This is a genomic window from Kitasatospora sp. NPDC058444 (assembly GCF_042721415.1).
In the GTDB taxonomy this organism is placed as follows: domain Bacteria; phylum Actinomycetota; class Actinomycetes; order Streptomycetales; family Streptomycetaceae; genus Kitasatospora.
Window position 1 is genome coordinate 1 of record NZ_JBHXLL010000056.1, and the last position, 22,452, is coordinate 22,452.

At 75.1% G+C, this 22,452-nt stretch carries 22 protein-coding genes; 19 read left to right on the top strand and 3 right to left on the bottom strand.

From position 1 onward, the window contains the following. Positions 1 to 186: 186 nt before the first annotated feature. Positions 187 to 1,086, bottom strand: coding sequence for a HipA family kinase (locus ACFWP2_RS35530; RefSeq protein ID WP_380459462.1), 900 nt, complete (start codon positions 1,084 to 1,086; stop codon positions 187 to 189). A 91-nt stretch (positions 1,087 to 1,177) separates the two neighbouring features. Between ACFWP2_RS35530 and ACFWP2_RS35535 the strand changes: the two genes are divergently transcribed. The 9 genes from ACFWP2_RS35535 (at position 1,178) to ACFWP2_RS35575 (ending at position 12,237) form a co-directional block, all read left to right on the top strand. Continuing rightward, entirely contained in the window at positions 1,178 to 1,618 is a 441-nt protein-coding gene (locus tag ACFWP2_RS35535) for an SRPBCC family protein (RefSeq protein ID WP_380459464.1), read from the top strand. A 186-nt stretch (positions 1,619 to 1,804) separates the two neighbouring features. Beyond that, complete coding sequence (locus tag ACFWP2_RS35540; protein WP_380459466.1) at positions 1,805 to 2,959, top strand: glycosyltransferase; 1,155 nt, start codon at positions 1,805 to 1,807, stop codon at positions 2,957 to 2,959. A gap of 396 nt (positions 2,960 to 3,355) precedes the next feature. Further along, positions 3,356 to 4,879, top strand: a complete 1,524-nt coding sequence (locus ACFWP2_RS35545) for a sugar transferase (RefSeq protein WP_380459468.1) — start codon at positions 3,356 to 3,358, stop codon at positions 4,877 to 4,879. A 6-nt stretch (positions 4,880 to 4,885) separates the two neighbouring features. Further along, the gene (locus tag ACFWP2_RS35550; RefSeq protein ID WP_380459470.1) at positions 4,886 to 6,277 is read left to right on the top strand and encodes an O-antigen ligase family protein; all 1,392 of its coding nucleotides are present in this window, start codon (positions 4,886 to 4,888) and stop codon (positions 6,275 to 6,277) included. Next, positions 6,274 to 8,013 carry a lipid II flippase MurJ gene (locus ACFWP2_RS35555; protein ID WP_380459472.1) on the top strand — a complete coding sequence of 580 codons (1,740 nt, stop codon included), beginning with the start codon at positions 6,274 to 6,276 and terminating at the stop codon, positions 8,011 to 8,013. The genes ACFWP2_RS35550 and ACFWP2_RS35555 overlap by 4 nt, the downstream gene beginning before the upstream one ends. Next, entirely contained in the window at positions 8,003 to 8,854 is an 852-nt protein-coding gene (locus tag ACFWP2_RS35560) for a polysaccharide deacetylase family protein (RefSeq protein ID WP_380459474.1), read from the top strand. Before ACFWP2_RS35555 ends, ACFWP2_RS35560 begins: the two co-directional genes overlap by 11 nt. After that, the gene (locus ACFWP2_RS35565) at positions 8,851 to 9,966 is read left to right on the top strand and encodes a glycosyltransferase (RefSeq protein WP_380459476.1); all 1,116 of its coding nucleotides are present in this window, start codon (positions 8,851 to 8,853) and stop codon (positions 9,964 to 9,966) included. Before ACFWP2_RS35560 ends, ACFWP2_RS35565 begins: the two co-directional genes overlap by 4 nt. A gap of 49 nt (positions 9,967 to 10,015) precedes the next feature. After that, positions 10,016 to 11,080 carry a Wzz/FepE/Etk N-terminal domain-containing protein gene (locus ACFWP2_RS35570; protein WP_380459478.1) on the top strand — a complete coding sequence of 355 codons (1,065 nt, stop codon included), beginning with the start codon at positions 10,016 to 10,018 and terminating at the stop codon, positions 11,078 to 11,080. Continuing rightward, positions 11,077 to 12,237, top strand: a complete 1,161-nt coding sequence (locus tag ACFWP2_RS35575; protein ID WP_380459480.1) for a GNAT family N-acetyltransferase — start codon at positions 11,077 to 11,079, stop codon at positions 12,235 to 12,237. The genes ACFWP2_RS35570 and ACFWP2_RS35575 overlap by 4 nt, the downstream gene beginning before the upstream one ends. A gap of 4 nt (positions 12,238 to 12,241) precedes the next feature. Here the strand turns inward: ACFWP2_RS35575 and ACFWP2_RS35580 are convergent, their stop codons facing one another. Then, positions 12,242 to 13,510, bottom strand: a complete 1,269-nt coding sequence (locus tag ACFWP2_RS35580) for a glycoside hydrolase family 26 protein (protein ID WP_380459482.1) — start codon at positions 13,508 to 13,510, stop codon at positions 12,242 to 12,244. Between the two features lie 370 nt (positions 13,511 to 13,880). Here ACFWP2_RS35580 and ACFWP2_RS35585 point away from each other — a divergent pair, with 370 nt between their 5' ends. From ACFWP2_RS35585 to ACFWP2_RS35625, 9 genes are all read left to right on the top strand, one after another. Continuing rightward, on the top strand, positions 13,881 to 14,891 hold the full coding sequence (locus ACFWP2_RS35585; RefSeq protein ID WP_380459484.1) for a hypothetical protein: 1,011 nt from the start codon (positions 13,881 to 13,883) through the stop codon (positions 14,889 to 14,891). 255 nt (positions 14,892 to 15,146) lie between these two features. Further along, on the top strand, positions 15,147 to 16,745 hold the full coding sequence (locus ACFWP2_RS35590; RefSeq protein WP_355262816.1) for an ABC-F family ATP-binding cassette domain-containing protein: 1,599 nt from the start codon (positions 15,147 to 15,149) through the stop codon (positions 16,743 to 16,745). A 327-nt stretch (positions 16,746 to 17,072) separates the two neighbouring features. Further along, a complete protein-coding gene (locus ACFWP2_RS35595; RefSeq protein WP_030059940.1) occupies positions 17,073 to 17,306 on the top strand; it encodes a helix-turn-helix domain-containing protein in 234 nt (77 codons plus the stop codon). A 302-nt stretch (positions 17,307 to 17,608) separates the two neighbouring features. Beyond that, positions 17,609 to 18,415, top strand: a complete 807-nt coding sequence (locus tag ACFWP2_RS35600; protein ID WP_380459486.1) for an enoyl-CoA hydratase/isomerase family protein — start codon at positions 17,609 to 17,611, stop codon at positions 18,413 to 18,415. Between the two features lie 210 nt (positions 18,416 to 18,625). Next, positions 18,626 to 19,141 (top strand): Asp23/Gls24 family envelope stress response protein, encoded by a 516-nt coding sequence (locus ACFWP2_RS35605; RefSeq protein WP_380459488.1) that lies wholly within the window; start codon positions 18,626 to 18,628, stop codon positions 19,139 to 19,141. A gap of 61 nt (positions 19,142 to 19,202) precedes the next feature. Beyond that, on the top strand, positions 19,203 to 19,394 hold the full coding sequence (locus tag ACFWP2_RS35610) for a hypothetical protein (protein WP_380459490.1): 192 nt from the start codon (positions 19,203 to 19,205) through the stop codon (positions 19,392 to 19,394). A 116-nt stretch (positions 19,395 to 19,510) separates the two neighbouring features. Further along, positions 19,511 to 19,789 carry a hypothetical protein gene (locus ACFWP2_RS35615; RefSeq protein WP_380459492.1) on the top strand — a complete coding sequence of 93 codons (279 nt, stop codon included), beginning with the start codon at positions 19,511 to 19,513 and terminating at the stop codon, positions 19,787 to 19,789. 98 nt (positions 19,790 to 19,887) lie between these two features. Beyond that, complete coding sequence (locus ACFWP2_RS35620; RefSeq protein WP_380459494.1) at positions 19,888 to 20,451, top strand: DUF6286 domain-containing protein; 564 nt, start codon at positions 19,888 to 19,890, stop codon at positions 20,449 to 20,451. After that, positions 20,448 to 21,101, top strand: a complete 654-nt coding sequence (locus tag ACFWP2_RS35625; protein ID WP_380459496.1) for an alkaline shock response membrane anchor protein AmaP — start codon at positions 20,448 to 20,450, stop codon at positions 21,099 to 21,101. Before ACFWP2_RS35620 ends, ACFWP2_RS35625 begins: the two co-directional genes overlap by 4 nt. A 27-nt stretch (positions 21,102 to 21,128) precedes the next feature. Here ACFWP2_RS35625 and ACFWP2_RS35630 read toward each other — a convergent pair whose 3' ends face one another. Continuing rightward, positions 21,129 to 21,890 carry an SDR family oxidoreductase gene (locus ACFWP2_RS35630; protein WP_380459498.1) on the bottom strand — a complete coding sequence of 254 codons (762 nt, stop codon included), beginning with the start codon at positions 21,888 to 21,890 and terminating at the stop codon, positions 21,129 to 21,131. 154 nt (positions 21,891 to 22,044) lie between these two features. Between ACFWP2_RS35630 and ACFWP2_RS35635 the strand changes: the two genes are divergently transcribed. Next, entirely contained in the window at positions 22,045 to 22,452 is a 408-nt protein-coding gene (locus ACFWP2_RS35635) for a MerR family transcriptional regulator (RefSeq protein ID WP_380459557.1), read from the top strand.

Here is a 22,452-nt window from a genome sequence, read left to right on the forward strand (position 1 = left end):
CCACTTTTCCCCCCTCTTCCGCCAAATGTCTTTGTGTTTGTGTTGGGGGGTCTTTGTTTTTTTTTTCCCCCCCCGGCCCGGGGGGGGGGGGGGGGGCCCCGGCGGCCCCCCCCCCCCCGGCCGCGTTCGCGCACCGGCCGGTCGCCCGTGATCGCCGGCGTTCCGGAGCGGTCGCCCCGCGCCCGGCTACCCCTCGTCGAAGTGGTGCTCCCAGACCGTCTCCACCGACGGCTTGCCGTGCAGGTCCGGCACCTCCTGCAACCAGGCCGGCCGCCCCGCCCTGGTCCGGGCCGCCCGCCGCCGCTCCGCCTCGCGCAGCTGCTCGGGCGTGGCGAAGCCCTCGGGCAGCCACTCCTCGGAGAGCACCACCCGGGCGGCCAGGTGGGTGACGTAGGCGTGCCGGACGGCCTCCACCGAGTCGAAGCCGGGCTCGTCGGCCAGCCACTCGTCCGGGACCAGCGCCACGACCTCCTCCAGCAGCGGCACGGTGACCAGCGGCCCGAGCTCCTCGTCGGCCAGCCGGACGTCCGGGGCCGAACCGCCGAGCGCGTGGGCGCTGAGGTCGTACCGCTTGCCGACCGCCGCCCCGGCCCCCGCCCAGCGGTGGTGGAAGATCAGCGCGGCGCCGTTGTCGATCAGCCAGAGCCGCCCGTGCCAGACCACCAGGTTGGGGTTGTGCACCGTGCGGTCGACGTTGCCGGTCAGGGCGTCCAGCCAGACCACCCGGCCGGCCTCGGCGGAGTCCACCGCGATCATCCCCGGCCGGAAGTCCCGCGCGCCGGGCAGCAGGTCCATCCCGAGGTTGAGGCCCGCGCTGGCCTTGAGCATGTCCTGGATCTCGGTGTCCGGCTCGTCCGCGGCGACGGCCGGGTCGAAGTCCACCAGCCGCAGCTCCGGCACCCGCAGGCCCAGCCGCCGGGCCAGCTCGCCGACGATCACCTCGGCGATCAGCGCCTTGCGGCCCTGCGCGGCCCCGGTGAACTTGACCACGTACGTTCCCAGGTCGTCGGTCTCCACCACGCCGGGGACGGAACCGCCGGCCCGCAGCGGGTCGACGTAGCGCACAGCAGTCACCAGATCGAGCACACCGGCCACCCTATCCCGCCGCGTCGCGGGCGTGAGCCTGTGATTGGCTTGCCGGACAGAGCGGTTCCCACCACACGAGGAGAGCAAGTCCATGGGACAGGTGCAGGCCACCACCGAGCGGGTCTACGACGCGGCCCCCGAGCGGGTGTACGAGGCGCTGGCCGACTACCAGGTGACCCGCCCGAAGCTGCTGCCCGCGCAGTACAGCGAGTACGAGGTGCGGGTCGGCGGCACCGGTGCCGGCACCCAGGTGCACTGGAAGCTCCAGGCCACCGAGAAGCGGGTGCGCGACTGCCTCTTCACCGTCTCCGCGCCCAAGCCCGACCAGCTGGTGGAGAAGGACGCCAACTCCAGCATGGTGATCACCTGGACGGTCTCGGCCGTCGGCGAGGGCCGCTCCAAGGTCACCGTGACCGCCACCTGGCAGGGCGCGACCGGCATCGGCGGCTTCTTCGAGCGCACCTTCGCCCCGAAGGGCCTCAACCGGATCCACGACCAGGTGCTGGCCAACCTCGCCGCCGAGGTCCGCTGAGCCCGCCGGAATCGCCCACCGTGCGATTCGCGCGCGTGGATCCATCGAAGCGCTCGAATCGCGTGTGGATTCGAGCGCTTCGGTCTCCCGTACGAGCTGAAAGCCGTACGGGTGACCGAACCGCCACCTGCGGGTGACGAGGGCCGCCCGGCACGGGGGAGCCACCCTAGGCTCGCCGCCGTGCATATGACGATCCTTCACATTTCGCAACCGGTGGACGGCGGGGTCGCCCGCGTCGTCGCCGATCTGGTCCGGGGGCAGCGGGAGGCCGGCCACCGGGTCCTGGTCGCCTGCCCGCGCGGCGGGCGGCTGGCCGGGGAGGCCGCCGCGGTGGGCGCGCTGGTCCAGGACTGGCCCGCGCGGCGCTCGCCGGGCCCGGGCACCCCCGCCGAGGCCTGGCGGCTGCGCCGGATCGTCCGGGCGGCCGCGCCGGACGTGGTCCACCTGCACAGCGCCAAGGCCGGGCTGGCCGGCCGGCTCGCCGTGCGCGGCACGGTGCCGACCGTCTTCCAGCCGCACGCCTGGTCCTTCGCCGCCGTCGACGGCGCGCTGGCCGCCGCCACCCTGCGCTGGGAGCGCTTCGCGACCCGCTGGGCGCACCGGCTGCTGTGCGTCAGCGTCCAGGAGCGGGCCGACGGCGTGGCGGCAGGGCTGCACGCCGACTGGGCGGTGGTGCCCAACGGCGTGGACGTGCGCCACTACGCGCCCGCCGACCGCCGCGCCGCCCGGATCGCGCTCGGTCTGGACCTGGACGCCCCGCTCGCGGTGTGCGTCGGTCGGCTGTGCCGGCAGAAGGGCCAGGACGTGCTGCTCGCCGCCTGGCCGGAGGTGCTGCGCCGGGTGCCGCGGGCCCGGCTGGCGCTGGTCGGCGGCGGGCCGGAGGAGCAGCGGGTGGCGGAGCTGGTCCGGCGGACCGCCGAGCCCGCCCGGATCCGGCTGGTGGGGGACGTGCCGGACCCGCGGCCGTGGCTGGCGGCTGCCGATCTGGTGGTGCTGCCCTCGCGCTGGGAGGGGATGGCGCTGGCCCCGCTGGAGGCGATGGCGGCCGCCCGTCCGGTGCTGCTGACGGACGTGCCCGGTGCCCGGGAGTGCCTGCCGCCGTCCGAGCTGGCGCACGCGGTGGTCCCGCCGGAGGACGCGCAGGCCCTCGCCACCCGAATGGGGGACGCGTTGTCCGATCCGATCGAATGCGAGCGGCGCGGTGCCCGGTTGCGCGACCACGTGGTCGGCCGGCACGACGTGCGCACCGTGGTCGAACAGGTGGACGTTCTCTACCGTCACCTGCTGGGTGCCGGACCGGCGTCGGGGCGGCGCCGGGCCCGTGTCCCAGAGCGGATCTGATCGTTTCACATGCCGTGAATGCCCGCTGCTTCCGGCGTTGTCGTATTCGCATCCTCGACCGGATACGGAGGCGAGGCGTTAAATCCGAAATACCTATTAATGGGCGGCTGGAATGAATCGGCAAGTCAACTTCCGGCCTGCACGGCCCGGTTCTGTATTGTCGGATTTTGCCTGCTTCGTTCAGATTTCTTGCCGGAAATTCACGGCTGAGGCCCGCGAGACCGATTCCTTCGTGACCGGTTCCTTCGCGATCGGCCCCGCCACCGGACATCCGGAAGCCGCCAGCGGCAGCAGGCGCTGTCAGGACCGCGCCCACCGGGCCGGGGCGGCAGCCCCGCGCCAGCCGGTGCCGGGGCGCCGTCACCCCGGGCACACAGCAGGGGAGATCGTGCGCTGATGACCATTGACCACGACAGTGTGCCGCGATCGGGGGGCCCTCTCTCCGGCCCCCGCCGGCCCGCCACCGGGCTGCTCGACCGGCCGGCGGGAGCGGCGCACCCCGGGGTGGTCCCCTCGCCCCGCCGGCCCCGGGGGGCGGTCCGCTCCCGGATCGCCCTGTCGCTCGCCCTGGTCCAGGCCGACATCATCGCGCTGTGCTCCGCCGGCGGCATCGCCAACCGAGCCGTCGACCCGACCGCCCCGCTCGACCCACTGCTCGGCGTCCCCGCTGTCCTGCCCCTGCTGCTCCTGCTCAACCTGTCCGGCGGCCTCTACCGCTCCCGGCTCACCCTGTCCGTCCTGGACGAACTGCCCGCCCTCACCGCCCGGGCCGTGGTCGCCACCGCCTTCGCCGTCACCCTGTCCGGCTGTCTCGGGGGCCGCTGGCCCGACTGCGGCCCGGCCAGCCCCGCCCGGCTCACCGTGCTGCTCGGCGCCCAGCTGCTGATCGCCGCCGTCGGCCGCGCCCTCCTCTACCACCTGGTCCGGCGGGTCCGCCGCAGCCGCCCCAGCCCCGCCCTGGTGCTCGGCGCCGGCCGGCTCGGCCGCCGGGTCGCCACCGCCCTGCGCGAGCACGGCGAGTACGGGATGCGCCCGGTCGGCTTCCTGGACGCCGACCCGCCGCTGCTGCCCGGCGACACCGACCTGCCCGTCCTCGGCGGCCGCGAGGCACTGGAGCGCGAGGTGCGCCGGCACGGCGTCCAGCACGTGATCGCCACCGCCGGCGCCGCCGACGAGGCCGAGACCGCCGCCACCCTGCGCGACGCCGCCAGGCTCGGCTGCCAGGTCTGGCTGGTGCCCGCGCTGCGCGAGTACGGCTCGCTGCCCGCCACCCCGGTCACCGGCGGCGACCACCTGTGGGGCTTCCCCTGCCTGCGGGTCGGCCACCCCGCGCGGCGCCGCCCCGGCTGGGCCGCCAAGCGCGCCCTGGACGTCACCGCCGCCACGCTCGGACTGCTGCTGCTCGCCCCCGTCCTGGTGCTCTGCGCGCTCGCCGTCCGCTTCGACACCGGCCCCGGCGTGCTCTTCCGCCAGCAGCGCACCGGCCTGGACGGCAGGGTCTTCACCGTCCTCAAGTTCCGCACCCTGCGTCCGAGCAACGAGCACGAGTCCGCCACCCGCTGGAACATCTCCCAGGACCACCGGATGGGCGCCGTCGGCCGGCTGCTGCGCAAGAGCTCGCTGGACGAGCTGCCCCAGCTGTGGAACGTCCTGCGCGGCGACATGAGCCTGGTCGGCCCGCGCCCCGAACGGCCGTACTTCGTCATGAGGTTCGGCCAGGCCTACCCCGAGTACGCCGACCGCCACCGCGTCCCGGTCGGCCTCACCGGCCTGGCCCAGGTCAACGGCCTGCGCGGGGACACCTCCATCGAGGACCGGGCCCGCTTCGACAACCGCTACATCGAGAGCTGGAGCCTCTGGCAGGACGTCAAGATCCTGTGCCGCACCGCGGTCCTGATGCTCCACCCGGACGGGAGCTGACCGCGCGTGGCCCTGACCCTCCCCGCCTTCCACCGCCCGGCCTTACACAAGGCCCTGCCCGCGCTCGCGTGGCGCACCAGCCCGCTGGCCGCGGCCACCGTCCTGCTGGTCTGCGTGCCCACCGGGGAGAAGGACGTCGCCGCCGCCGTCCACGTCACCGCCGCCGACCTGGCCTCGCTGGCCCTGGTCGCCCTCACCGCGCTCGACCTGCTGCGCGGACGCCTGCCCGTCATCAGCCGCACCACCTGCGCGCTGCTCGGCGCGATCGTGGTCGCCGCCGCCGTCGCCACCGTCGGGTCGATCGACCCGGCCGCGAGCGTCACCGGCTTCGTCCGCCTCACCCAGGTGTTCGTCCTGGTCCCCGCCGCCGTCCTCTGCTCGTTGCGCGACCGCACCGACCAGCGCCTGGTCCTCGGCTCCTTCGTGCTCGCCGCGCTGATCCAGGGCGTGGTCGGCGCGAAGCAGTACCTCACCCACACCGGCGCCTCCTACACCGGCCAGCCGATCCGGGCCGTCGGCACCTTCGGCGCCCTCGACATCATGGCGATGTCCAGCGTGGTCAGCTACGGGCTGCTCGCCGCCCTCGCGCTCGGACTCGGCGAGCGCGGACCGGGCGGCGACGCCCGGCTGCGCCGCGCGATGTTCGCCGCCGCCGCCTTCCTCGCCTTCCCGCTGGCCGTCTCCTTCAGCCGCGGCAGCTGGATCGCCACCGGCCTCGCCGCCACCGTGCTGCTGCTGCGCGCCGACGCCCGGCTGCTGGTGCGCGGCGCGGTCCTCGGCCTGGCCGCCGCGGTCGTCCTGGTCGGCGGCTTCGGGCTCGGCGGCTCCGGTGTCACCAAGCGGCTCAGCTCGATCGGCTCCGTCTCGGCCGCCCCCGACCAGTCCGTCTCCGACCGGTACGACCTGTGGTCCACCGCCGGACGGATCTGGCAGGACCACCCCGTGCACGGCGCCGGGCCCAAGGCCTTCCAGCAGCTGCGCGACAGCCACGCCCCGCTGCGGCTGTCCTCCGGCAGCGACGCCGCCGACCCCACCATCGGCTTCCAGCGCGAACCGCTGCTCTCCCCGCACGACATGTACTTCCTGGTGCTCAGCGAGCAGGGCCTGATCGGCATCACCGCCTACGCCGCGCTCTTCCTCACCCTGCTGATCGGCTGCCTGCGCCACCGCCGGGGCCCCGGGCTCGCCGCACTCGCCCTGCTCACCTGGGTGCTGGTCGACTTCCTGTACGCCGACATCGGCGGGGCCACCACCGTGCTGACCTCCGTCGTCCTCGGCCTCGCCGCCCGCGCGGCCGCCGACCCGCCCGGGCGTCCCACCGCCGTTCCTCCCGCCGCCGTTCCGTCCGCCGCCGTTCCTCCCGCGCCCGAGCCGACGACCACCGGAGCGGCACGGTGACCACCGACCAGCCCGCCACCGTCGACTCCTCCCTCCCGGCCCCCCGTGGCACCCCCGGTGACGGTCCGTCCGCCGCACCCCGCCCGGCACCCCGCCGCGGCTTCGTCGCCAAGGCCTTCGGCATCACCGCCGTCCTCAGCGCCGCCGGCTCCGGCCTCGGCCTGCTGCGCGACCTCCTGCTGGCCCGGTACTTCGGCGCCAACCAGGGCACCGACGCCTTCCTGGTCGCCTGGACCGTCCCCGAGACGGCCGCACCACTGCTGATCGAGGACGCCATGTCCTTCCTCATGGTGCCCGCCTTCGCCCTCGCCCTGGTGCTGCGCGAGGAGAACCCGGACGCCCCCGACCCGGTCCGCCAGCTGGTCCGCGCCACCCTGCCGTGGCTGCTGATCGCGCTCAGCGGCCTCGCCCTGGCCGCCGCCCTGGGCGCCCCGGAACTGGTCGACCTGCTCGCCCCCGGCCTCACCGACCCCGGCCTGGCCGTCACCTGCACCCGGATCACCGCGATCACCGTGCTGCCCTTCGGCGTGGCCGGCTACCTGGCCGCCGCGCTGCGCGCCCACCACCACTTCACCGCCCCGGCCGGCATCTACGTCGCCTACAACCTCGGCATCCTCGCCGTCCTGCTCGGCCTCCACTCCTGCCTCGGGGTGCGCTCCGCCGCCCTCGGCGTAGCCGCCGGCAGCCTGCTGATGGCCGGCCTGCTGGTCGGCCCCTTCCTGCGCCGGCTGCGCCAGGGCCGGCGCGACCCCGGCCGCGGCCGCCGTTCGCGCCGGGTCCTGGTGCTGATGCCGCTCGCCCTGCTGCCGGTGGCCGCCTTCACCCTCACCCGCCAGGCCCAGGTCTTCGTCGAGCGCTACCTCGGCTCGGCGCTGCCGCCCGGCACCATCTCGCACCTCAACTACGCGGCCAAGGTCTCCCAGCTCGCCATGACGGCGGGCATCCTGATCTGCACCGTCACCTTCCCGCTGGTCGCCCGGGCGCTCGCCGCCGGGGACCTCACCGCCGCCCGCGACCGGGTGGAGAAGGACCTCGGCCAGGCGGTGGCCGTCGTCCTGCTCGGCACCGCCTTCCTGATGGCCTGTGCTCCCTCGGTGGTCTCGCTGCTGTTCGAACGCGGCGCCTTCGGCCCGCACGACACCGCCGCCACCGCGGACGTCATCCGGGTGTACAGCGTCGGCCTGCCCGCCCAGGCGCTGATCGGCGTGATGATCCGCCCCTACTTCTCGCTCTGCCCGGTGGTCCGCCGGGCCGACGACCCGGGCACCGAGGAAGGCCGCCGCCGGCTGCTGGACTGGTACCCGGCCGCCGCGATGGTGCTCGGTCTCGGCGTCACCGTCACCACCGGCCTGCTCGCCACGCCCCGCTTCGGCGCCCTGGGGCTGGCCGCCGGCAACGCGGCCGGCATCACCGCCGCCGCCGCGCTGCTGCTGCGCGGCCTGGTGCTGCGCGGCATCCCGCTGCGGCTGCGCCGGGTGCTCGGCGGTCACGGCCGGCTGGTGGCCGCCGCCGCCGGGGCCACCGCGCTCGGCGCGGCCGTCGCCGGACCGACCGCCGACCCCCTGCTCGCGACCCTCCTCGGAGGCCTCACCGTCGCGCTGGCCTTCGCGGCCCTCGGCACCGGGCTCGGCGCCCGCGAGGTGCGCGGCCCGGTCCTCGCCGTCGCCCGGGCCCTGGGGCCGGTCCGGAACCCGCCAACCGCCGCCGAAGAAGGGAAGCGTCCCCATGGAGAATGAACCGGGCACCGTCCGTTCGGCCCGGGCGAGCGTCGGCGCCGCACCGCCGCACCGGGCACGACCGCCCAGGAGCCGCCACCCGGTCGGTGAACCGGCGAGCCCCGGCTCCGCCTCGCCGTGGATCCTGATGTACCACTCGGTGGCGGTCGAGCAGGAGGACCCGTACCGGCTCACCGTCAGCCCCGAGCGGTTCGCCGAACAGATCGCCTGGCTGCACCGGTGCGGCCGGCGCGGGGTCTCCGTCCGCGAGCTGATGCGGGCCCGCGCCCTCGGCCGGGACGGCGGACTGGTCGGCCTCACCTTCGACGACGGCTACGCCGACGTCGCCCGCCACGCGGTGCCGATCCTCCGGGCGTACGGCTTCACCGCCACCGCGTACGTGGTCGCCGACCTGCTCGGCCGGGACAACGACTGGGACACCGAGGGCCCGCGCAAGAAGCTGCTCGCCGTCCACGAGGTCACCGAACTGGCCGCCGCCGGCTGGGAGATCGGCTCGCACGGCCTCGGCCACCGGGCGCTGCCCGGCCTGCCCGCCGAGGCCCTCGCCGTCCAGGCCCGGGAGAGCCGCCGCCTGCTGGAGGAGGTCGTCGGCGGCCCGGTCACCGGCTTCTGCTACCCGTACGGCGCCGTCGACCTGCCCGCCGCCCTGGCCGTGCGCGACGCCGGGTACGACCACGCCTGCGCCATCGCGCACTCCCCGCTCACCGGCCGCTTCGCCCTGCCCCGCTGCTACGTCGGCGACCGCGACGGCGCCTGGCGGCTGCGCGCCAAGCGGGGCCGGCACCGGCTGCGCGACGTCGTCACCGGGCTGCGCCACGGCCGCCGGGAGCCCCGGTCATGAGGGTGCTGCACATCGTCACCGGGCTCGCCGCCGGCGGTGCCGAGCGTCAGCTCCAGCTGCTGCTGCGGCACCTGCCGGCGCACCAGCAGTGCGAGGTGCTCGCCCTGACCAACCCGGGGGCGGTCGCCGCCGCGCTGCGCGCCGACGGCGTCACCGTCCACCACCTCGGCATGCGCGGCAACCGGGACCTCGGCGCGCTGCCCCGGCTGGTCCGGCTGGTCCGGGCCGGGCGCTACGATCTGGTGCACACCCACCTGTACCGGGCGCAGCTGTACGGCCGGCTGGCCGCCCGGCTGGCCGGGGTGCGCGCGGTGGTCTCCACCGAGCACTCGCTGCACGCCGGGGTGATCGAGGGCCGCCCGGTCACCCGGGGCGTCAAGGGCCTCTACCTGGCGGCCGAACGGCTCGGCTGCACCACCGTCGCGGTCTCCCGGCAGGTCGCCCAGACGCTGCGTTCCTGGGGCGTCCCGGCGGCCCGGATCGAGCTGATCCCGAACGGCATCGACGCCTCCCGCTACCTCCTCCCGCCCGCCGAACGGGCCGCCGCCCGAAGCCGGGTGCGGGCCGAACTCGGTCTGCCGCAAGGGAGTTGGGTGGTCGGCGGGGTGGGCCGGCTGGTTCCCGGCAAGCGCTTCGAGGTGCTGGTCGAGGCGCTCGCCGAGCTCGACCCGGCCACCCGGCTGGTGCTGGTCGGCGAGGGCCCGGAGCGCGCCGCGCTGGAGCACCGGGCCGACGAACTCGGCGTGCGGCAGCGGCTGGTGCTGGCCGGCGAGCGTGACGACGTGCCCGAACTGCTGGCCGCCCTGGACGTGCTGGCCGCCCCCTCCACCGCGGAGACCTTCGGCCTCGGCGTGCTGGAGGGCCTCGCGGCCGGGCTGCCGGTGCGGCACAGCGCCTGCCCGGCGCTCGACGAACTGCCGCCCAACGCAGCCCCGCAGGCCCGCCGCATCCCCTCCGAGCCGGCCGCCTACACCGCCGCGCTGCGCGACCTGCGGCCGCTCAGCGGGCACATCGCCGACCCGCTGCCGCACCCCCTGGCCGTCGGCCACTACGACATCGCCCGGGTCGCCGCCGACCTGGGTGCCCTCTACGACCGGCTGGCCCGCGTCTGACCGCCCGCCACCGCCGGAACCGCCGTACCAGACCCGAGGAGCAAGACCCATGACCACACCGCGCCGAAGCGCCCGCCGCCTGGTCCGCCGCTGGTGGCCGGTGGTGCTGGCGGTTCCGCTGGGCGCCGCGGCCGGCGCCGGGTACGCCGTCGTCTCGCACCCGTCGTACGCCGCCAACGCCTACGTCCTGGTGGTCGCGCAGAACCCCGGGGAGGCCACGATCGCGACCAACTTCGCCCAGGCGTACGGCCGGCTGGCCGGCCAGCCGCAGGTGCTCGCGGTCGCGGCCGCCGAGACCGGCCACACCCGGTCCGAGCTGTCGTCCCTGGTGCACGGGACGACCTCCCCGGACGCCCCGATGATCGAGATCACCGGCACCGGGCAGCGCCCCCAGGAGGCCGCCCGGACCGCCGACGCGGTGGCCCGCTCGCTGGTCGCCTTCGCCAACACCAGCAGCAAGGACACCAACGTCAGACTGGTGACGCTGTCCCCGGCCGCCGCGCCGGACAAGCCGACCACGCCCTCCGGGAAGCTGGACGTCGCGGTCGGCGGCGCGGCCGGGCTGCTGGTGGGCGCCCTGGTGATGATGACCCGCCGCCGGGGCGGCGCGGAGACACCGGAGGCGGTCGGGAGCGCCGCGATGCCGCGGGTGCTGCGGGCCGCGCGGGCCATGCGGGCGTCGCAGGCGGCGAGGACGCCGCAGGCCGCGCCGGCGGCCGTCGCGCCGGCCGCGGAGGCCCCCGCCGCTCCCGCGCCGGCGGCCGTCCCGGCGACGCCGCGCCCGCGCCGCGAGGAGCCGGCCGAGGCCAGGACCACGCCCGCGCCCAAGTCCAAGCCGGAGCCCAAGCCTGAGGCCGAGGCCACGGCCGAGACCACGGCCGAGCCGCCGAAGAGCGAGGGCGTGAAGAAGGGGAGGACCGTGAAGGCGAGGAGCCCGAAGGCCGCCGAGAAGAAGACCGACGGGAAGACCGACAAGCAGCCCGGCGCCGAACCCGCGGCGGCGGCCCAGCCCCCGGCCCAGGCCCCGGCCCCGGCCGTCGAGGCGCAGCCCTCCGCCGTCGAGCAGCCCGCCCCCGCCGTCCAGGACAAGACCCCGGCCGGGAGTGGCCGATGAGCACCGAGACCCGCAGAGGCGGCCTGCCCGCCCAGGCGACGGCGCCGGCCTGGACCACCGAGCTGCGCTGCGAGGACGACGCCCTGGACGTCCTCGCCGAGGAGTGGGACGGCCTGGCCGCCCGCTGCCGGACCGCCACCTTCTTCCAGGCCGCCGACTGGCAGCGCTCCTGGTGGCGCCACTACGGCCGCCCCGGCAGCCTGCTCGTGGTGCTGGTCCGCCGGGACGGCCTGCTGGTCGGCGCGGGCGCCTTCGTGCGCCGCGGCGGACCGTTCGGCGGCCTGACCGGTCTCGGCGGCGGGCTGGTCGACTACACCGACGTCCTGCTGGACGACGAGCACGCCGACCGGGCCGCCGCCGAGTTCGCCGCCGCGCTCCCGCTCACCCGCCCGTGGCACTGGCTGGAGCTGCGCGAGGTGCACCCCGAGGCGGCGGTGCAGCGGGTGTACGCGCAGTGGCGCGGCAGCCGCCGCCGCCACCGGGACTCGCTCTGCCAGTACCTGCCGGCCGTCCCGATGGACCGGCTGCTCAAGCGGGTGCCCGGCAAGACCGCCCAGCGCAGCCGGGTGAAGCTCCGCAAGATCGCCGAGGCCGGGGTCACGGTCCGCGCCACCCCGGTGGCCGAGGTGCCGCAGGCGCTGGAGGGGCTGCTGCGGCTGCACTTCCTGCAGTGGCAGGCGCGCGGCGTCACGCCCGAGCACCGCACCGAGCGGTTCGCCCGCCACCTGGCCGAGTCCACCACCGGGTTGGTCGCCTCCGGCAGGGCCGCCGTCCACCAGTTCCACCTGGACGGCGAGCTGGTCGCGGTGAACCTGCTGCTGCTCTGCCCGTCCTTCGGCGGCCTCTACATGTACGGGGCGCACCCGGTGCTGCGCGAGCGGCTGGACATCGCCGGGCTGCTGTTCAGCGCGGCGCTGGACGAGACGGTCGGCGCGGGCGTCCCGCTGCTCGGCCTGCTGCGCGGCCAGGAGCCGTACAAGCAGCGCTGGCGGCCGGACCAGCTGGCCAACGAGCGGCTGCTGCTCGGCCCGGCGGGGGCGGCTCCGGCGGCCGCCGTCCGGGCCGGGGTGGTGCTGGCCCGGCAGGCGGCGGCGCACCAGCTGCGCACCCGCTTCCCCCGGCTCAAGGAAGCGCTGCTGGCCCGCCGCCGCAGCTGACCGCTCAGTGCCGGGCGTGCGCCGCGCCCGTCGGCCGGCCCGTCGACTTGCCCTTCGCGGGGCGGGTCGACGGGTTCGCCGCCTTGCTCGGTGCGGTGCCGCCCCCGGGCACGGCGGGCGCGGACGGGACGGCGGGCGAGTCCGGCGGGCTGGGCGGGCCCGGCACCGTGGGCACCGCCGGCACCGCCGGGGTGGCGGGCACCGCCGGTGCCTCCGCCGGAGCCGGCGCGGGCGCCCCCTTCGAACCGGACATCAGCTGCTTGAACCTCGCCGCCGAGCGCGGATTGCGGTCGCACTGGAAGAAGCCGTGCGGACAGTAGTCGGTGACGGTCTGGTAGGCGGTGTCGTGGGTGCGGATCCAGTCGACCATCCGCTGCACGTACTCCGGGTTGTCGCCGTTGCGGAACAGCCCCCACTCCGGGTACGAGACCGGCTTGCCGCGCTTGGCGGCGAACTCCACCTGGTCCTGGAGGCCGTACGGCTCGCGCACGAAGTCGTCGAAGGTGGCGCCGGCGGGCTGGTCGTAGCTGTCCATGCCGATGATGTCGACCACGTCGTCGCCGGGGTAGCACTTGGTCCACGGGACGGCGTCCAGGCCCCGGCTGGGGGCGAAGTCGAAGCGGAACCGCTGCCCGGGCACCGAGCGCATCACCCCGACGATCCGCCGCCAGTACGTCTTCCAGGCGGACGGATCGGGCTTGCAGCGGTGGGTGTAGGTGGTGCCGTTCATCTCCCAGCCGAGGGTGAGCACGGTGTCCGCGCCGCCTAGCGCGACCAGCCGGCGCGCGAGCTTGAGGAAGTGCCCGTCGAAGTCCCCGCGCGCCCCCTGGGCGAGCAGTTCGGCGACCTCGCCGTCCGGGACCTTCGCCTCGTTGGGCACCAGCATCGGCACGCCGAGCACCAGCAGCCGGGAGGGATCGGCCTGGCGCCACTGCGACCAGAGGCCGAGCACCATCGGCTCGCCCTCGATGTCGCTCCAGCCGTTGCCCGCCAGATAGGTGTGGCCGACCTGCATGTTCGCCTCGCCCAGCCACTGCGCGTACCGGCCGATCTGCGGGATGTAGTCGTCCCAGGAACCGACGAAGGCGCCGAACGGCGGCTCGTGGTTCGGCCGCTGGACCGGCGGGCGGGGAGCCGCGCCGCGGGGTTCGACGGCCTCCGAGGAGAGGACGGCGTGCCGTTCGGTCTGGCTGAACGGCGTCCCGGCCGGGACGCTGGCCGTGGCCATCAGCAGCAGGGTGGCGGCGGCCAGCGTCAGGCGGCCGATTCGCATGGTGCTCTCCTCCGGACGTCGCATGGGCGGGGCGCACGGTCTCGGCGTGGACGGACCGTGGCGCCCCGCTCGCCGACAGTAGGCCCGAAGGGGGAGGAAAAAGCCGAATGTCACCCTAAAGTGGGCGCCAATCGAACGCCGTCTGCCGCAACGGGCGGCAACCCACCGTCATGTATCAGATCTGTAACGGTCCTGCCGGGCCCCCGCGGCCCGCTCCGGAACGCCCCGCGGAGCGGCCGGAGCCCCTGACGGCGCAGGTGGGCGGGCGGACGTGCGGGGAGGGCGCGCGGGACCGGGCGGACGCCCGCCCGGGTGTGGCGGCGGCGGAACCGGGCTGACTCGCGTGCCCGGTGAAAGGTACGCTCCGGCCGTGTCCTGGAAGCCGCTGCGTGTACTGACCCCCCGCTCGATCCTGCCTGTCTCGGCGGTGATGCTGGTCCTTGCGGCCGGAGCGGCGGCGCACGCGAACAAGCCGGTGCCGTTCGGCGACCGGGTCGCGGGGCCGGGCGACGCGGGGGCGACACCGGTGAACTCCGAGTCGCTCAGCTCGGCCGACCTCGACCTGCGGGTGGGTCCCGGCCTGGAGGCCTTCCACAAGCAGACCGGTGAGCAGGCCTGGTCCTACCGCCGCGAGGGCGCCGAGGCGCTCCACCTGGCGATGGCCGGCGACAACGCGATCGTGGTCTGGGACGACGGCATGGTCACCTCGGTGCGCCCCGGCGACCACGAGGTGCGCTGGCACCGCGCGGTGCCCGGCCTGGCCGACTGGCTGCGCGGGGACGGCGAGCCCGGCGCCGACAAGCGGACCGACGCCCAGCGCAAGGCGCTGGCCAAGCAGCGGGCCGCGGCCGCGCTGCACACCGTCCAGCGGGACGGCTCGCCCTGGCTGGCCCTGGTCACCCCGAACCTGACCATGGGCCTGCGCGACGCCGACGGCGACCTGCGCTACAACGACAAGCCCGCCGGCGGCTGCGTCTACGACCCGCTGCGCGCCGTCCACACCGACTACGCCGTGCTCATCCCGCGCACCTGCACCAACAGCGCCGGACAGCCCGTCTCCGGCGGCATCACCGGCTACCGGCTGGACAGCAACGGCTGGTCGATGAGCACCGGTCCGACGGCCACGGTCAAGGTGCTGGACCGCCGCCGGGTGGAGATCACCGACGGCCCGATCATCCCGCCCAGGGTGTTCGACACCAAGGCGGCCGCGCCCGAGACGCCCTGCGGCAGCGTGGACGCGCCGTTCGCGGCGGTCCGGCCGCAGGGCGGCTGCGCGGCGGACCCGGTCGCGGGCGACCCGGCGGCCACCGGCACGGCTCCGGTCGACCCCGCGGCCACCGGGGCGCCCGCGGGGGACCGGCCGGCCGCGCAGCCGCAGTAGCGCGGACGGCCCGCGGGCGCCGCCGCCGGCCCGGGAACCGGTGGCGGCGGGCCATGGGATACCCCAGGCCGGTACTCCGCCGGGGGTGACACGGGGCCCGGTAGACTTGCCGCCATGGCTATTTTCTCCGGGCAATAGCGGGCGGCGGCGCCACGAGGGCCGCGCCGACCGTCGATGAAGTCCCCCTCACGCCAACCCGGCCCCGGGTCCGTCCCACCCGGCCGCCCGCCCACGTCCCAGGAGCAGCTCCCAGCCATGATTTCCGCCAACGCCCTCGAACTGCGTGCCGGTGCCCGGATCCTGATCGAGTCCGCGAGCTTCAAGGTCGCCGCCGGTGACCGGATCGGTCTGGTCGGCCGCAACGGCGCCGGCAAGACCACGCTCACCAAGGTCCTGGCCGGCGAGGGCCTGCCCGCCGCCGGAACCGTCACCCGTTCGGGAGAGGTCGGCTACCTCCCGCAGGACCCCCGCACCGGTGACCTGGACGTCCTCGCCAAGGACCGCATCCTCTCCGCCCGCGGCCTCGACACCGTGCTGAAGAAGATGCGCGAGAACGAGGACCGGATGGCCAACGGCAAGGGCGCCACCCGGGACAACGCGATGAAGAAGTACGCCCGGCTGGAGACGGAGTTCCTCACCAAGGGCGGGTACGCCGCCGAGGCCGAGGCCGCCACCATCGCCGCCGCGCTGGGCCTGCCGGACCGTATCCTCGGCCAGCCGCTGCACACCCTCTCCGGTGGTCAGCGCCGCCGCGTCGAGCTCGCCCGGATCCTCTTCTCCGACTCCGACGTGCTGCTGCTCGACGAGCCCACCAACCACCTGGACGCGGACTCGATCGTCTGGCTGCGGGACTTCCTGAAGACGTACAAGGGCGGCTTCATCGTCATCTCGCACGACGTCGACCTGGTCGAGACGGTCGTCAACAAGGTCTTCTACCTGGACGCCAACCGCTCCTGCATCGACGTCTACAACATGGGCTGGAAGCAGTACCAGCAGCAGCGCGAGGACGACGAGAAGCGCCGCAAGCGCGAGCGGGCCAACGCCGAGAAGAAGGCCGCGACCCTCAACGCCCAGGCCGACAAGATGCGGGCCAAGGCGACCAAGACGGTGGCCGCGCAGAACATGGCCCGCCGCGCCGACAAGCTGCTCTCCGGCCTGGAGCAGGTGCGCCAGAGCGACAAGGTCGCCAAGCTGCGCTTCCCGGAGCCGGCCCCCTGCGGCAAGACCCCGCTGACCGCCAGCGGCCTGTCCAAGTCCTACGGCTCGCTGGAGATCTTCACCGACGTCGACCTGGCGATCGACCGGGGCTCCCGGGTCGTCGTGCTGGGCTTCAACGGCGCCGGCAAGACCACCCTGCTGCGGATGCTGGCCGGGGTGGAGCAGCCGGACACCGGTGAGGTGATCCCGGGCCACGGCCTGAAGATCGGCTACTACGCCCAGGAGCACGAGACGCTCGACCCGGACCGCAGCGTCCTGGAGAACATGCGCTCGGCCGCGCCGGACACCGACCTGGTGCAGATCCGCAAGATCCTCGGCTCCTTCCTGTTCTCCGGCGACGACGTCGACAAGCCGGCCGGGGTGCTCTCCGGTGGCGAGAAGACCCGTCTGGCGCTGGCCACCCTGGTGGTCTCCTCCGCCAACGTGCTGCTGCTCGACGAGCCCACCAACAACCTCGACCCGGCCAGCCGCGAGGAGATCCTGGGCGCGCTGCGCGAGTTCTCCGGTGCGGTCGTGCTGGTCACCCACGACGAGGGCGCGGTCGAGGCGCTCGACCCGGAGCGGATCATCCTGCTGCCGGACGGCGTGGAGGACCTCTGGAACCCGTCGTACGCCGATCTGGTCTCCTTGGCCTGACCGGAAGTAGACGCGAGATCCGCTTTTCGGATGAGAATATCTAGTCCTTTCGGCGTGTCAGGGAATGAAGTAGACCCGGATTCCGTTTAAGGACTTTCCGTCGGCCCGCCACTCGATCGTGGTCGGGCCGACGCTGCTGATCAGCTATTTCTCGGCGAACGGCCGGATCCACCCGGGGGCGTGCACTCTGTGTGAGCGCCCTGATGCGCTCGGATCACCACCGACGGACCACGCATTTCCGACATCGACCTTGTCGAATGGGTGGCCAGGACGCGGTGGATGGGTGATCATGGGAATCTGACCGAGCAACGCTACGAGGAGGCACGGGTGGCCGAGACTCTGAAAAAGGGCAGCCGGGTGACCGGTGCCGCGCGTGAGAAGCTCGCGGCCGATCTCAAGAAGAAGTACGACTCCGGGGCGAGCATTCGCGCTCTCGCGGAGGAGACCGGTCGTTCGTACGGCTTCGTGCACCGGATGCTGAGCGAATCCGGAGTCATTCTCCGGGGCCGCGGCGGTGCCACGCGGGGCAAGAACAAGGCGACTGCCGGGGCCGGTTCCTGACGGTTCGTCGGCCATTGGCCGGATGACGCGGCGGCAGGGTGCCGGCCGAGGAGACGACAGCTGACCGTCAGCTGGGCGTCCGCCCTCGGATCGTGCGGGCCGGCCGCCGATCGTCATGTCCGGGGTGCGGTCCGCCCCCATTTCTCCATAACGCTCGTTTCCTTTCGCTCTTCGCCCCGCTCCGCCTTCCCCTGCGTGGAGCCGCAGGGCCCGTCGATCCTTCCCGGTCGGGGCCCCTGCCCTCGCGCGTCGAGTTTTGTTACTCTCCGGTAGCCAAGTCCCTCGCCACCGGAGGTCCCCGCATGACCGCTCCCGCCATCGACCCGCAGGCCCCGAGCTGGGAGCGGGACGGCGTCCGTCTGGAGATCGACGGCGAGCTCGCCGTCGTCACCCTGTGCCAGCCCAAGCGGCGCAACGCCCAGTCGCCCGCGCTCTGGCGCGCCCTCACCGATGCCGGCCGCGAGCTGCCCGGCAGCGTCCGGGTGGTGCTGCTGCGCGCGGAGGGGGTCTCCTTCTCCGCCGGGCTGGACCGGGCCATGTTCACCCCCGAGGGCATCCCGGGCGAGCCCACCTTCCTCCAGCTCGCGGCCTCCACCGACCAGGAGCTGGACGACGCCATCGCCTCGTACCAGGAGGCCTTCACCTGGTGGCGCCGCCCGGACCTGATCTCCATCGCGGTGGTCCAGGGCCACGCCGTCGGCGCGGGCTTCCAGCTGGCCCTCGGCTGCGACCTGCGGGTGGTCGCCGAGGACGTCCGGTTCGCGATGAAGGAGACCTCGCTTGGCCTCGTTCCGGACCTGGCCGGGACCAAGCCCCTCACCGAACTCGTCGGCTACGCCCGGGCACTGGAGATCTGCGCCACCGGCCGCTGGGTGGGTGCCGAGGAGGCCGCCGCGATCGGGCTGGCCAACCTCGCGGTGCCGGGCGAGGAGCTGGACGCGGCCGCCCGCGACCTCGCGGCGGCCCTGCTGGCCGCCCCGCGCGGTGCGGTGATCGAGACCAAGGCCCTGCTGCAGGGGGCCGCGGGGCGCTCCTTCGACGAGCAGCGTTCGGCCGAACGGGCGGCGCAGGCCCGCCGGCTGCGGGAGCTCGCCGGGATCGGCGACTGACCGCAGGGCGACGACGCAGGGCCCGGCCCCGGGGATCTCCCCGGGGCCGGGCCCTTTCTCCTGCGCGGAGAAGGCGGGCGTCGCGCGAGGCGGGCCGAGGGGCGGGCGCGGGGGCGGACCGCCGGCGCTCGGCGGGCGGGGATCGTGGCGAAATGCCAGAGTTGGGGAGGTTTGCGATATAGCTGGAGCCGTACGACGGGAGAAGCGCCCATGCCTGACACTCCGACGCCCGCGACCATGCACAAGCACCCCGGTAGCGGCAGCGCCCCGACCCCCGGTCCGCCGGGTGCCGGCGGCGGTGCCAAGCCGGTGGCGGAGCGCGGCCGCACCGCGCTGGCCGTCGGCGTGGTGGAGAAGATCGCCGGGATGGCGGCCCGCGAGGTCACCGGAATCCACGCGCTCGGCTCCGGGCTCGCCCGCACCTTCGGCGCGATGCGGGACCGGGTGCCCGGCGGCAAATCCAGCGTCGGACGGGGCATCAAGGCCGAGGTCGGCGAGAAGCAGACCGCGATCGACATCGCCCTGGTGGTCGAGTACGGCGTGGTCATCCCCGAACTGGCCCGCCAGGTGCGGGAGAACATTGTCGGCGCGGTCGAACGGATGACCGGCCTGGAGGTCGTTGAGGTCAACATCGCGGTCAACGACGTCCACCTCCCGGACGAACCGGAGTTCGAGGAGGAAGAGGAGCCGGTGGCGGTGTCAGGGCAGCGAACGAAGCTCAAGTAGCGCCTTCGGCGGCAGGCCGGCGCCGGGCCCGACGGAGTAGCGGGAAACGAGGGAGTAGCGGATGAACCTGGCCATCGTCGGCCTGGTGGTGGGCATGGCCCTCGGCTTCGCCGGGTACTTCGGCGGGTTCGCGGCCTTTCTGCTGGTGGCCGTGCTCGGGCTGGTCGGCTTCGTGATCGGACGCCTGCTGGAGGGCGACATCGAGCTGGGCGAACTCGGGGACCTGCTCCGCGGCCGCGACCGGCGCCGCTGATGGCGGGGCCCGCGCCGGTTCCGGTCTCCCGTTCGGGGGCGGGCTCGGGCTCCGGGGCCGGCACCGGTTCCGGTTCGGCGCCCGGACGCCGGGGGCGGCTTCGGGTCGCCGACCGGGTGTACGCCAGGATCGCGGCCCGGGCCGCCCGGGAGGTGCTGGCCGAGGCCTGGCCCGCCGGGCGGGCGAAGGGGGCGCCGCCGCAGGTCTCGGTGACGGTGCCGGGGAGCACGGTGCGGGTCCGGGTGGAGCTCGAACTGCCGTTCCCCTCGGACGTCGCGGCGCTGGCCGGGGCGGTGCGGGCGCGGATCGCCGAGCGGGTGGCGGGACTGACCGGGACCAGGGTCTCGGACGTGGTCGTCGTGGTCGAGAAGTTGGTGACGGGGGGCACGCCGTGAACGCGGAGGCCCCCGGGGCGGAGGAGGTGCGGGGAGCGGCACCGGAGGCTCGGCCGGGGAAGGTGAGGCGGCTGCGGGCGCCTCGTACGGCCGCGGCGGTGCTGGTGGCGACCGGGGTGCTGGTGGTGGCGGGGGCGCTGCTGTACGACGTGGTCGCGGTGCGGGCGGGGCAGCCGGCCCGGCGATGGCGGGCGCAGATCGCGGACGAGCTGGCGACGCGTCACCTCGACGACCCGGCCGTCCTGCTGGGGGCCGGCGCGGCGACCCTGCTCGGCGGGTGGCTGCTGTGGCTGGCCCTCGCCCCCGGACTGCGGCGGTGGCTCGTCCTGCGGCCGTACGGGGGGACGACCGCGGCCGTCGACCGGGCCGGGGTCGGGCACCTGCTGACGGACCGGGCGGCCGGGCTGGACGGGATCGACCACCTGCGGATCCGGGTCGGGCGGCGGCGGGTCCGGATCTCCCTGGCGGGGGTGGCGGACCCGGCGCTGGTGCAGCGCCAGCTGCGGGACGAACTGGACCGGGTGGGGCTGGGGCGGCCGATGCGGCTGGACGTGCGGACGGCCCGGGGAGCGCGCGGGGCCGCGGGCGTGGTGGAGGAGGAACCGGGCGACGGGCCGGACCCGGGTACCGGGACGGCCGGTCGTGAGGGGGCTGCGGGGTGAGGCGGACCGTCGTCAACCGGGTGCTGCTGGGAGCGGTCGGAGCGGTGCTGCTGGGGGTCGGGGTGCTGGTGCTGGCGGGCGGGCTCGATCTGTACCGGCGGCTGGGTGTGCACCCGCCGGACCGGTGGCCGTTCACCTCGCCCGACCAGCCGGTGGTGAGCGCGGGTTCGCGGCAGCGCTGGGTGGCGTCGGCGTGGTGGTGGCCGACGGTGATCGGCGGGCTGACCCTGCTGGTGGCGGGGATGGTGTGGTTGCTGGTGGCGCAGCTGAGGCGCACCGGGCTGTCGAGCATCGCGGTGCCGACGCCCGGGGCGAGCGGGCTCCGGCTGCGGGTCGGTGCGCGGGCGCTGGAGGAGGCGCTGGAGAACCGGACGGTGGTGCTGCCGGAGGTCGAGCGGGCCGGGGTGCGGCTGGTGCGGGCGCCGAGGCATCCGCGGCTGCGCGGGGCGGTGCGGTTGCGGCCGGGCGGGGACCCGGCCGCGCTGGTGGAGCACTTCGAGGACGGGCCCCGGGCGGAGGCGTGCGGGAGCCTGCGGCTGGCGGAGCTGCCGGCCGACCTGCGGATCCGGGTCCTCCAGGCGGCCCCCGCCGAGCCGCGGCACGGGCGGCGGCGGGGGCGGCGCAGGAGGCGGCCGGCGCGGGTGGAGTAGCCCCGGGGCGGCGGAGCGGTTCCAGGGTCAGAGGGTGCGCAGGGCGCCGCCGTCGACGGGGACCATGATGCCGGTGAGGTAGGAGGCGGCGGGGGAGAGCAGGAACGCGGCGACCCTGCCGAACTCCTCGGGGGTGCCGTAGCGGCTCAGCGGGATGCCGGCGGCGGCCTGGGCGCGGGCGGCGTCGGGGTCGGCGGCGAGGCCGTCGAGCTCGCGGACCCGGTCGGTGTCGATCCGGGACGGGAGCAGGCCGAGGACCCGGATGCCGCGGGGGCCGAGCTCGTCGGCGAGGGCCTTGGCGGCCATGGCGAGCCCGGGACGCAGGCCGTTGGAGATGCCCAGGCCGGGGATCGGCTGGCGGACCGAGCTGGAGAGCACGAAGGCGATCACGCCGCCCTCGGGGAGCGCGGCGGCGGTGGCGCGGGCGAGCCGGAGGGCACCGAGGAAGACGGACTCGAAGGCGTCGCGCCACGCCTCCTCCGGGGTGGTCTCGACGGAGCCGGCCTGGGGGCCGCCGACGCTGATCAGGATGCCGTCGAGCCGGCCGAACCGGTTCCGGGCCTCGGCGACGAGGCGCTCGGGGGTGTCGGGGGCGGCGTTGTCGGCGACGAGGCCCCGGGCGGTGCCGAGGGTCTCGAGTTCGGCCACGGCGGCGTCGACGGCCTGTCGCGTGCGGCCGCTGACGAGCACGCGGGCGCCGTCGGCGGCGAGTTCGCGGGCGCTGGCGAGGCCGAGGCCCCGGGTGGCGCCGGTGACGATGTAGACCTTGTCTTTCAGTCCGAGATCCATGGGGACATCTTGCCCGGTGCGGGGTGGGGGCGTGGCGGCGGTGGGGCGGCGGGCGCGCGGGCCACGCTCCGCGCGCCCGCCGGGCCGGGGCTGGCGTTGACGTCGGGGGGAAGGTTTACGGTCGTTGCCGGAAGTGCGGGAGGAGTGGTTCGGCGTGCGGATCGGGGAGTTGGCGGAGCGGGCGGGGACGACCACGCGGGCGTTGCGGTACTACGAGCAGCTGGGGCTGCTGCCGGCCCGGCGGGCGGGCAACGGGTACCGGGCGTACGACGAGGACGACCTGCGGCTGCTGCGGGAGATCCGGATGCTGCAGGACTTCGGGTTCGGGCTGGAGGAGACCAGGCCGTTCGTGGAGTGCCTGCGGGCGGGGCACCCGGAGGGTGACTCGTGCCCGGCCTCCCTGGAGGTGTACCGGCGGAAGCTGGCGGAGCTGGACGAGTGCATCGCCCGGCTCCAGGACGTGCGGGCTCAGGTGGCGGAGCAGTTCGATCGGGCCGTGCGGGCCCGGGACGAGCTGGCCGCCGTTGAGGAACCGCCTCTTTGCGAACTGGTGAAGGAGTAG

Bases quoted from the DNA above. Each gene is read 5' to 3' on its own strand.
- ACFWP2_RS35540 (WP_380459466.1), top strand. From the start codon at position 1,805: ATGACGATCCTTCACATTTCGCAACCGGTGGACGGCGGGGTCGCCCGC.
- ACFWP2_RS35560 (WP_380459474.1), top strand. From the start codon at position 8,003: ATGGAGAATGAACCGGGCACCGTCCGTTCGGCCCGGGCGAGCGTCGGC.
- ACFWP2_RS35610 (WP_380459490.1), top strand. From the start codon at position 19,203: ATGAACCTGGCCATCGTCGGCCTGGTGGTGGGCATGGCCCTCGGCTTC.
- ACFWP2_RS35545 (WP_380459468.1), top strand. From the start codon at position 3,356: ATGACCATTGACCACGACAGTGTGCCGCGATCGGGGGGCCCTCTCTCC.
- ACFWP2_RS35580 (WP_380459482.1), bottom strand. From the start codon at position 13,510: ATGCGAATCGGCCGCCTGACGCTGGCCGCCGCCACCCTGCTGCTGATG.
- ACFWP2_RS35600 (WP_380459486.1), top strand. From the start codon at position 17,609: ATGACCGCTCCCGCCATCGACCCGCAGGCCCCGAGCTGGGAGCGGGAC.
- ACFWP2_RS35575 (WP_380459480.1), top strand. From the start codon at position 11,077: ATGAGCACCGAGACCCGCAGAGGCGGCCTGCCCGCCCAGGCGACGGCG.
- ACFWP2_RS35605 (WP_380459488.1), top strand. From the start codon at position 18,626: ATGCCTGACACTCCGACGCCCGCGACCATGCACAAGCACCCCGGTAGC.
- ACFWP2_RS35630 (WP_380459498.1), bottom strand. From the start codon at position 21,890: ATGGATCTCGGACTGAAAGACAAGGTCTACATCGTCACCGGCGCCACC.
- ACFWP2_RS35590 (WP_355262816.1), top strand. From the start codon at position 15,147: ATGATTTCCGCCAACGCCCTCGAACTGCGTGCCGGTGCCCGGATCCTG.
- ACFWP2_RS35570 (WP_380459478.1), top strand. From the start codon at position 10,016: ATGACCACACCGCGCCGAAGCGCCCGCCGCCTGGTCCGCCGCTGGTGG.
- ACFWP2_RS35535 (WP_380459464.1), top strand. From the start codon at position 1,178: ATGGGACAGGTGCAGGCCACCACCGAGCGGGTCTACGACGCGGCCCCC.
- ACFWP2_RS35565 (WP_380459476.1), top strand. From the start codon at position 8,851: ATGAGGGTGCTGCACATCGTCACCGGGCTCGCCGCCGGCGGTGCCGAG.